The sequence below is a fragment of the Chryseobacterium sp. FH1 genome (assembly GCF_000735135.1).
Lineage (GTDB): Bacteria > Bacteroidota > Bacteroidia > Flavobacteriales > Weeksellaceae > Epilithonimonas.
Genome location: NZ_JPLZ01000002.1, coordinates 623,926 through 632,385, shown reverse-complemented (window position 1 = coordinate 632,385; position 8,460 = coordinate 623,926). Strand labels below are relative to the sequence as shown.

Here is an 8,460-nt window from a genome sequence, read left to right as displayed (position 1 = left end):
CAACCTTTAAAAGGTCTCTCAGTCTGTTTTTCTTTGTCTTCTCCTGCGCTCCCCAATCTCTCGATTTGGGTCTGCAAAGATAAATATTCCCTTTTTAACCTGCAAGACTTTTTTTGAAATTTTTATCGACCATCGCTGGCCTCCAAATCTTCCCGTCTACGTCTCACCGGGCTTCTGCGCTGCTCTCTTAAAGCGGTTGCAAAAGTAGGAACTTTTTCCGAAACCGCAAATATATTCGCAAATTTTAAACGGACATTCAAGTATCGCGCTGGTTTTCAAAGACATTAATTTTACTACGGATCGTGGATATGGGAAGACCTAGTGGATTCGATATGCGATCCCGCGATAGGGATAGCAGTGGAAATCCTTTTTAAAAAGGTCTTGCGAAGGGAAAGAAAGGGCAGGGCTTTGTAAAAAGATTGCAGCGGATAGCCCGGTCCGGAAAATAGCGCCGGAATCAGAAAGGGCAATTTTCCGGAATTGCCCCAATACTATATCTTAGAATCTGTAGCCGAAAGAAATCCCGGACCTCACGCCCAACCAATCGGAATCCAACTTGATGACTGCGCCTGAGGAATTGGTAGTAACGTCGTACTTGAAAAGAGAAATGTCTAAATCTGCAATGTCGTCTCTCAGTTGTTGTTGCTCGTAAGCCGTGAGCGGACGCGCCGACCTTCCCGTGATAGTACCACTAGCTCCACCGTAATGTCCGCCAATGAACCAAACGTCCAGAACCCAATTGTCCTTTCTGCCCAACAACCATTGTGCACCGATCATTAATCCTATATTGTTGGAATTGGTCTTTCCGGTAAATGAAACCGGAATCTTTTCGCCATCGAACGCGGGATCTTCTGAGGTGTATCTATAAGTGAGATTGTCTACATTGAAATGCGAGTATCTGTAATATGGGGCAATGTAAAATCCGTGACCGTAGCCTTTGCCAAGATAAAATCGGGGCTCGATGGTCAGATTATTTCCGCCGAGTTTTATGTTTTCTACGTTTTCGTCCTTGATAACCTCGTCCACAAACGGAATTTGGCCAGCGGGAATGAAACCATAAGATACCTGAACGGAAAATCTCTTGGTGAATAATCTCTCGTAAGCGAACTGATAATTTCGGAATACCACGGAAGTCAGATTCATCTTGACAAGATTTTTCTTTTCCTGAGTGGTTTCTATTTCTTGTGAATTAGCGAAAAGTGAACAAAAGAGTGATAATCCGATTAATATCTTATTCATAAGTTTTAGTTTACACCAAATATATAAAATATTTGAATTATGAATAAGAATTTATATTTTAAATTAATCAATCTTCAGAGTTTCGAAGTAATTTTCTAAGGTTTTTCTTTGCTTCGTTGTCAAATTAGCTTCTGGGTGATAACTTATATATGAAGGTAAAGGCATTTGCAAATCTCGAACGGTAGAAATGGTTTTCTCAACTGCATTTTTTTTGAGATCATTGTTATAAGATCCCCATTCGGAAAAGTTGAGATATTTGCGTCCTTCGTTGATATGATCTTTCACTGCCCACGAAATTGGGGCGATGTAAGCATAATTGGGGTATTTGGTTTCGTTGGAATGGCAATCATAGCAGGCGTTTTTCAGAATCGTTTTTATTTGATCTGGCGTTTTGTGGATATCAACAAAATTGTCTTGCTTGTTGACTGCTTTGTTTTCCCGATCTATAGGAATGAATTGAATCCCGAGAAAAACGACTGCTGTCCAAAAGATTATTTTTTTCAATTGACTGGTTGTTCTTCTAAAGTTAAATCCCAGTTTTCATTGATTTCCCACATTTGGCGAACGTTGATCTTAGTCATCACTTCTTTGTCTCCCACTTTTTTGAAGATGTAAACATCCTCCGCAGAAACTTCGTTTGCAAAATCCGCACTGTCCCAAACGCCGTTCTCATTATTGTCCACCAAAATCCTCAACCTGTAACTTCCGGGTTTGAGATTGATGAATTTGATATCAGTCTGATTGGTGTATTGTTGATAAGCCGGCTCATTTTTCTCATTGAGCAATTGAATCCAGAATTTCTGAGATGGGATATTTTTGAGATGGGCAGAAAAACTTCCGAAATCTTCTGCTTTTGAAACTTCGAAATCGAAACGGACACTTTCGCTGGATCTGGCATAAAAAGAACTCAATGTGTTTTTCGGAACAGTCAACTGATATTTTTTTCCTACGACGAAATCTGACTTGATGAAAACCTGTGTGGAATCCAATTCAGAAATTCTTGCAGTGAAGTTTTGCGCAATGCTGTCGGCTTCTAATTTCCAGTTTTCCGGTTGGATTTTATTAATGATATAATTGGATGAAAATCTGAAATCTGTCTCAGGCACCAATTTGTTTCCAAAAGAATTAGAAACTGTCATCTCATCTTTCGTAGGTTTTTTGTAAAATACAGACATCGTGTCTTGAACTACGCCCGTGTCATAAGAGAATCTCAGGTTCTCACTTACTGTTGCGCCGATATTTTCTTTGGTGGCATCAAACCAAATCCTCACAGAATCTGATCTGGATTTGTGCGTAACTTTGTAATCTGCCGGTTTCTCGCCTACCGTTTTTACAATCACTTGTTCGGGATTCCCTTCGAAGATCATTGTAATTCCGCCAACTGAGGCAGTCATTTCTTTGTACTTCGCAATTTTCTTTGATGGGAACGTTTTCAGTTTCAATCCGGAAATGCTGGTTTGAAGATCGATCTCCTCTTTTTGAAACGCAACGTTTTCTTTTCCGATGTCGTAGATGGAATTATTATTCTCATCATCGAAACCTATAATTCTGTATTTACCTGGCGTCAGATAATTCAATTCAAAATAACCATCGAGATCGGCTTTACTGATGTAGTACGGTTTTTGGCGATAATTCATTGTGTCTTTGACCTGATAAAGTCCAACCACAAGATTCTTTTCTTTTCCTTCTGAGTTTTTCTCATTTCCCAAAGCATCGGAAAGTGTTCCGCTGATGTAAAGGTCGTCGAGCTTTTCTCCCGTTGAAAAAGCGAAATTGAAATAAGGTAAAACATTGCTCTCATTAAGATCAACGATGGAATTACCGAAATTAAAATTGTAAGTCGTGTTTGCCTGAAGCGTGTCTTTCCATTGGATCTCCAGATATTTGTTTCCTGTGGCAGACGGAATAATCTTGGAATATTGAATCGGTGGAGAAATGATGAGATTTTTGCTCACATCTTTCAAAGTGATGTATTCGTCAAAATCAATTCTGAGTTTTTTGATGTCTCTCGGCACATTGATTCTGGTGGTATCGATATTTGACCCGACCATTGACGGTGGAATAGAATCTTTGTCTCCACCAACGGGAGATCCAACCCTGGCACAACTTACCAAAACCAACGATGCAAAAAGCCAAAGAAGAAACTGCTTCATTATTATATATAGATGTTTGAAATTAGATTTTAGAACTTAGACCAAAATCTTAATAAGCAAAAATAAGCAAACTTTGATATAAAATAGATTTCCCTAGTCCTAAACGGAGCCAATTTTATCATAAAAACGACCCCAGCCCTAAAGGGAGCTAATTTTAAATAAAAAAAATGAGTTTTAAAATTAAAACTCATTGTAGATATGTTTCAGAATGTCTTTGTCGGCTTCGGTCAATGGGATTTTTCTGCGTTCCATCGCTTTTTCCGCCACTTCGTAGGATTTGTCCAGCCGGAATTTTTCGTCGCCTTTCATTCCGCCCCAAGAAAAACTGTCTACGAGATTTGGTGGGAAACCGGATTTGAAAATATTGGAAGCTACTCCTACGATGGTTCCTGTGTTGAGTTGCGTATTAATCGCCGTTTTGGAATGATCGCCCATTATCAATCCACAAAATTGCAAACCTGTGTCGAGGAATCTTTTCTTTCTAAAATTCCAAAGTTTGACGGACGCGTAATTATTTTTCAGGTTTGATGAATTTGTATCTGCGCCCAAATTGCACCACTCTCCTACCACCGAATTTCCTAAGAATCCGTCATGCCCTTTATTTGAATATCCAAAAATCACAATATTATTGACTTCGCCACCAACTTTGGAATGTGGGCCAATCGTAGTTCCGCCGTAAAGCTTGGTTCCGAGATTTATTTTTGAATCTTCGCAAAGTGCCAATGAACCGCGAATGTTTGAACCTTCCATTATTTCGGCATTTTTTCCGATGTAGATCTTTCCAGTTTTGCAATTAAGGGTTGAAAATTCTATCGTTGCTCCTTCCTCAATGAATAGATTTTCTTTTTCACCGATGAATCCGTTGGTCGAAGATAATTCTTGAGACATTTTTCCTTTCGTCACCAATTCAAAATCGTAATTAATTGCGAAATCGTTGTGAGAAAAGATGTCGGTTGGTTTTTCAATGAACAATAATTTCTCTGTAATGTCCGTCATTTTACTGATTTGATTGAGAGAAAAATTATCCATATTGATGTTGGCGACAAGAACTTCATTATCATAAACCAAAGCTTCGCCAGCTTCCAATTCTTTAATTTGTTTTAAAACTTCATCGGATGGGAAAAAGTTCGGGACAATGAAAAGACTTTGTTTCGGTTCTGGTTTTTTGAATTTTTCCTGAAGATAATTTTCGGTGATGTAGAAAACCTCATCTATCTCGAGAAGTTTTTTCCATCTTTCTGCGAAAGTCAGGATTCCCATTCGCATTTCTGCAACTGGTCTTGTAAAAGTGAGTGGAAGGAAATCTTCCCAATATTGTGCGTCTGAGAATACTAATTGCATTATTTATTCTGAGTTTAAAATTCAAATTTCAACGTTGAGCAAATTTACAAATAAAAAAGCCTTCCGAAAACGAAAGGCTTGTATTTGTAAAAATGAACTAAAATTATTTAGCGAATTTTTTGTATTTGTTCATAAACTTATCAACTCTACCTGCAGTGTCAACCAATTTAGTTTTACCTGTGTAGAAAGGGTGAGAAGTAGAAGAAATCTCCATTTTGATCAACGGATATTCAGATCCTTCGAATTCGATAGTATCTTTTGTGTCAGCAGTAGATTTGCAAAGGAACATCTCGTCGTTGCTCATATCTTTGAAAACTACTAATCTATAATTTTCTGGGTGTATGCCTTGTTTCATTTTTTCAGAAGTTTTAAAATTTAATCTAATATGAGCAGTGGACTAATGGATCCGACAACTCTGGTTTTGAGGATGCAAAAATAGGAATTATTTTTTATTCTGCAAATTTTTATTCTTTAATAATAGAAAAATATGAAACAAAGATAGCCCATTATTTTACAACACAAAATTAACTATGATTATTAAATTAGCATTTTTAACACTAATTCACCAATAATTCTTTATTAATGTAAATTTTATAGAATACTTTCTTTATTTTTATCCCAAACTAAACATACTGAAAATACATGGCAATCTTAACTTATGAGAATTACACCTCAGCCGTAAGAAGTTGGGCAGAAGTGAAATCTAACTATTCTGATATACAAAATGTTATATCTCCAGAAAAAGTTTTCATCCTATCACGCGAGCAGATCGAATGGTTTGATAGAGAAAACGAAGCGGAAACCTATTTCCGAGCAGACATAGGCGTTTGGGAAAACAATCTGGTAATGATCCTCACGCCGAGAACCAGCGCAGGCGATGTAAAAACAATGGATAATTACGAATTCTGTCCATTACAATTCTTGGAAAATGATCTTACCTTAAAACAAACAAAAACTTACACGGTAGCAAGCACTTACGTTTTGTCCAAAGATCTAAGCAAAAGCGAACAAGATTCTGACTTCAATTTTCCAGTTATGAATGAGCCTGTGACTGGACAAATGAAAGCTGTAGAAGAAATAGAATCCTGGAAAGAAAATGCAATGGATTATTTGCACCGTGAATCCTTAGAATTTAAAGGACAGAGGATTTTCCAGAGTTTCTATATCCCAAAAGCAGATCTTTTGCATAATAAAGAAAATACGCACGATATAGTTGCTGTTTTTGGCTTCAAATATTCTGCGGTGTATCAAAGATTGTTGGCAACATTGATCTTCATCAGCAATGAAAACGGCGTTAAATTAGGAGCTCCAGGGGCAGTTTATGAAGTGAAACCAGATCCTTCCAATATTTATGATTGGTCTAGACCTTGTCCACCAACTTGTCTTACCCCATAGAATGGAACTTTTTTTTAATCTTATCAGCGTAATAATTTGTGTTTTATTAACAACAGCAAGTATAGTTTCTATAACAAAATATAAACTGATTACAAAAAATGAAAAATGGTATGTTTATTATATCATTTTCATTTTTTTAATTGAATTTACATCATACACTATGTTAATTCTTAAATTTCAAAACTATGCTTTTTTATATCCTATATATATCGCTGGCGAATTCTTTACAGTTACTGGCTTATATATTAAAAAACTAAATTTAAATAAATATTATTTTTTAGCAACTGGATTATTGAGCATATTTTTTTTAACAGTAGATAGAATTTTTGGTCAATATCAATATAATGATTATTCTAAAGCCGTTTCAAATATTATTATGACTGTACTTATTGGATATTCTCTCATTCAAGATATTAGAAATATAAGAAACAAAAGTTCGTTTCAGCTGATTGACAAAATATTTTTTTTGTATTTTACAGTTAGTATTTTCATATTTATATTCCAGAATCAGCTAATTGCATTTCCTAAAGATTATTTTACTAGTATTTGGGTTATCAATAATTTAATGAGTTGCATGCTTTATAGTTTATTTATTTATACATTTTTTAAAAAAATAACAATTAAACAACAATAATCGATTACTATTGCATAATAACTTATTTTTTAATAAATTCGTTAGAAATAAATATTTTACAATGAAAACAGAAACATCAAATCACACAAACATTCTTTTTAATCAAAGGATAAACTCCTTAGACATTACCAACATCACTTTTGATGAATATCTGGTAGCAACTGACAAATGGGAAGAAGCTATTTCTAATTTTAGTACAATGAAAGAAATACTAAAAATGGAATATGTATTTTCATTTGACATTAATCAAATCAATTGGCTTAAAGCAAACAATCAAAATACAGAAGAGTTCCGAATAGATATGGGAGTTTTCAATAATCAAGTGATGCTAATTTTAATTCCTTTGGATAGTAATGGAAGTTCTATCGAACAGGAAAACTATGAATGTGCATTGCTTAAAGAATTGGAAACTGATCTTGTTTTAACTGAAAAGCAAACTGTAACGACTACCAAAAATTTTGTATTTTCAAAAGAGGGAAAAAATCTTAAAGGAGAAACTATAGAAAAAACATCAATCAAAAAACCAGCTATTTCTATTGACAATGCGGTAGAGATTATTGAAAACTGGAGAAACAATGCGGTGGAATGGTTTCATACAGAGAGCACTAAATACAGAGGTCAAAGAGTTTTTAGAAAATTCTATGTGCCTATACATGACGTCCAATCTGAGAATCTCACAAAATCTATCTGTACTTTTGCTTTGAAAGAAACTAAAAGTGGTCAACAAAAGTACTTGCCTACTCTTGTATTCATCAATCATAAACAAGTTGATAACTTTATTGATATTGATATTTTTGATTGGACAAAACCTGAGCCTCCATATAGGCCTGGCGGTGGTGGTTTTGATTAACATCAATTTTAAATATATAAAAAAAGAATAGTATAATTTATACTGTTCTTTTTTTGTTGAAAATTATATTTATTAAAACATTTTTGTCATTAGAGAAATAAAACTTAATATCATCTTTTTGGTTGTGTTGATTGTTGTTTTGATAATCATCATATCCTTTATATTATTAGCATACAGAACCTTCATCCAAAGAATTGTTCAGGAAAAAGATGCCCAGTTTCAAGCTGAGTTGGAATACCAGAAACAATTGACTTTAGAAAATATAAAAGGACAAGAGGACGAACGGAAAAGAATTGCGATCACCGTTCACGATGATATTGGAAACAGACTTAATATACTTTCGCTTTGGCTCAATAATCTGGAACCGGAAAATCAGGAAGTTTCCAAGAAAGTCATTAATTCCCAAATTACGGAACTAATAGATTCGACGAGGAACATTTCGCATTCACTTTATCCCGTAAATCTTGAGAAACTTGGTTTGGTTTTGTACCTACAGGAATTGGTTACCAATCTTTCTTATAAACTCAATCTGTCCTTATACATAGACAACAGATATGAGAGAAAGGATATTTTCACAGAAGTGCAGATCTATCGGGTCATTCAGGAATTCACGAGCAATGTAATTAAACATTCCCATGCGGATGAAGTTTCGGTTTACATCAGAAAACATCAAAAATGTCTGACGATGATCCTCACCGACAACGGACAAAGTTTCGATTACAAAACGGCAAGCAAAGGAATGGGGCTTAAAAATATAGAATCCAGAATTTCCTCCGTAAAAGGAATTTACAAATGGAAAAACAAAATCGGAAAAGGAAGCCGAATTATCATTAATATTCCTTTATAAT

General features: G+C 35.1%; 9 protein-coding genes. 4 read left to right on the top strand and 5 right to left on the bottom strand.

The genetic code is table 11. From position 1 onward, the window contains the following. Positions 1-498: 498 nt before the first annotated feature. The 5 genes from IO90_RS04250 to IO90_RS04230 all read right to left on the bottom strand — a co-directional run bounded on the left by IO90_RS04250 (position 499) and on the right by IO90_RS04230 (position 5,088). The gene (locus tag IO90_RS04250) at positions 499-1,239 is read right to left on the bottom strand and encodes a DUF3575 domain-containing protein (RefSeq protein WP_034964161.1); all 741 of its coding nucleotides are present in this window, start codon (positions 1,237-1,239) and stop codon (positions 499-501) included. Between the two features lie 63 nt (positions 1,240-1,302). Further along, a complete protein-coding gene (locus IO90_RS04245; RefSeq protein WP_034964160.1) occupies positions 1,303-1,743 on the bottom strand; it encodes a heme-binding domain-containing protein in 441 nt (146 codons plus the stop codon). Continuing rightward, on the bottom strand, positions 1,740-3,392 hold the full coding sequence (locus tag IO90_RS04240) for an Ig-like domain-containing protein (protein ID WP_034964159.1): 1,653 nt from the start codon (positions 3,390-3,392) through the stop codon (positions 1,740-1,742). Before IO90_RS04240 ends, IO90_RS04245 begins: the two co-directional genes overlap by 4 nt. Before the next feature lie 180 nt (positions 3,393-3,572). After that, complete coding sequence (locus IO90_RS04235; RefSeq protein WP_034964158.1) at positions 3,573-4,733, bottom strand: GlmU family protein; 1,161 nt, start codon at positions 4,731-4,733, stop codon at positions 3,573-3,575. A 103-nt stretch (positions 4,734-4,836) separates the two neighbouring features. Next, a complete protein-coding gene (locus tag IO90_RS04230) occupies positions 4,837-5,088 on the bottom strand; it encodes a type B 50S ribosomal protein L31 (protein WP_034964157.1) in 252 nt (83 codons plus the stop codon). 287 nt (positions 5,089-5,375) lie between these two features. On the opposite strand from IO90_RS04230, the gene IO90_RS04225 reads away from it, so the two are divergent. From IO90_RS04225 to IO90_RS04210, 4 genes are all read left to right on the top strand, one after another. Next, entirely contained in the window at positions 5,376-6,128 is a 753-nt protein-coding gene (locus IO90_RS04225; protein ID WP_034964156.1) for a hypothetical protein, read from the top strand. Further along, positions 6,085-6,762, top strand: a complete 678-nt coding sequence (locus IO90_RS04220; RefSeq protein WP_131450816.1) for a hypothetical protein — start codon at positions 6,085-6,087, stop codon at positions 6,760-6,762. Before IO90_RS04225 ends, IO90_RS04220 begins: the two co-directional genes overlap by 44 nt. A gap of 61 nt (positions 6,763-6,823) precedes the next feature. Next, positions 6,824-7,612, top strand: a complete 789-nt coding sequence (locus IO90_RS04215; RefSeq protein ID WP_034964153.1) for a hypothetical protein — start codon at positions 6,824-6,826, stop codon at positions 7,610-7,612. Positions 7,613-7,751: 139 nt separating this feature from the next. Then, positions 7,752-8,459 (top strand): sensor histidine kinase, encoded by a 708-nt coding sequence (locus IO90_RS04210; protein ID WP_228374642.1) that lies wholly within the window; start codon positions 7,752-7,754, stop codon positions 8,457-8,459. The last annotated feature ends 1 nt before the right edge of the window (position 8,460 follow it).

What these genes read in the sequence shown, in the direction of transcription:
- IO90_RS04250 (WP_034964161.1), bottom strand. Translation starts at nt 1,239, where the DNA reads ATGAATAAGATATTAATCGGATTATCACTCTTTTGTTCACTTTTCGCT.
- IO90_RS04240 (WP_034964159.1), bottom strand. Translation starts at nt 3,392, where the DNA reads ATGAAGCAGTTTCTTCTTTGGCTTTTTGCATCGTTGGTTTTGGTAAGT.
- IO90_RS04235 (WP_034964158.1), bottom strand. Translation starts at nt 4,733, where the DNA reads ATGCAATTAGTATTCTCAGACGCACAATATTGGGAAGATTTCCTTCCA.
- IO90_RS04230 (WP_034964157.1), bottom strand. Translation starts at nt 5,088, where the DNA reads ATGAAACAAGGCATACACCCAGAAAATTATAGATTAGTAGTTTTCAAA.
- IO90_RS04225 (WP_034964156.1), top strand. Translation starts at nt 5,376, where the DNA reads ATGGCAATCTTAACTTATGAGAATTACACCTCAGCCGTAAGAAGTTGG.
- IO90_RS04220 (WP_131450816.1), top strand. Translation starts at nt 6,085, where the DNA reads ATGATTGGTCTAGACCTTGTCCACCAACTTGTCTTACCCCATAGAATG.
- IO90_RS04215 (WP_034964153.1), top strand. Translation starts at nt 6,824, where the DNA reads ATGAAAACAGAAACATCAAATCACACAAACATTCTTTTTAATCAAAGG.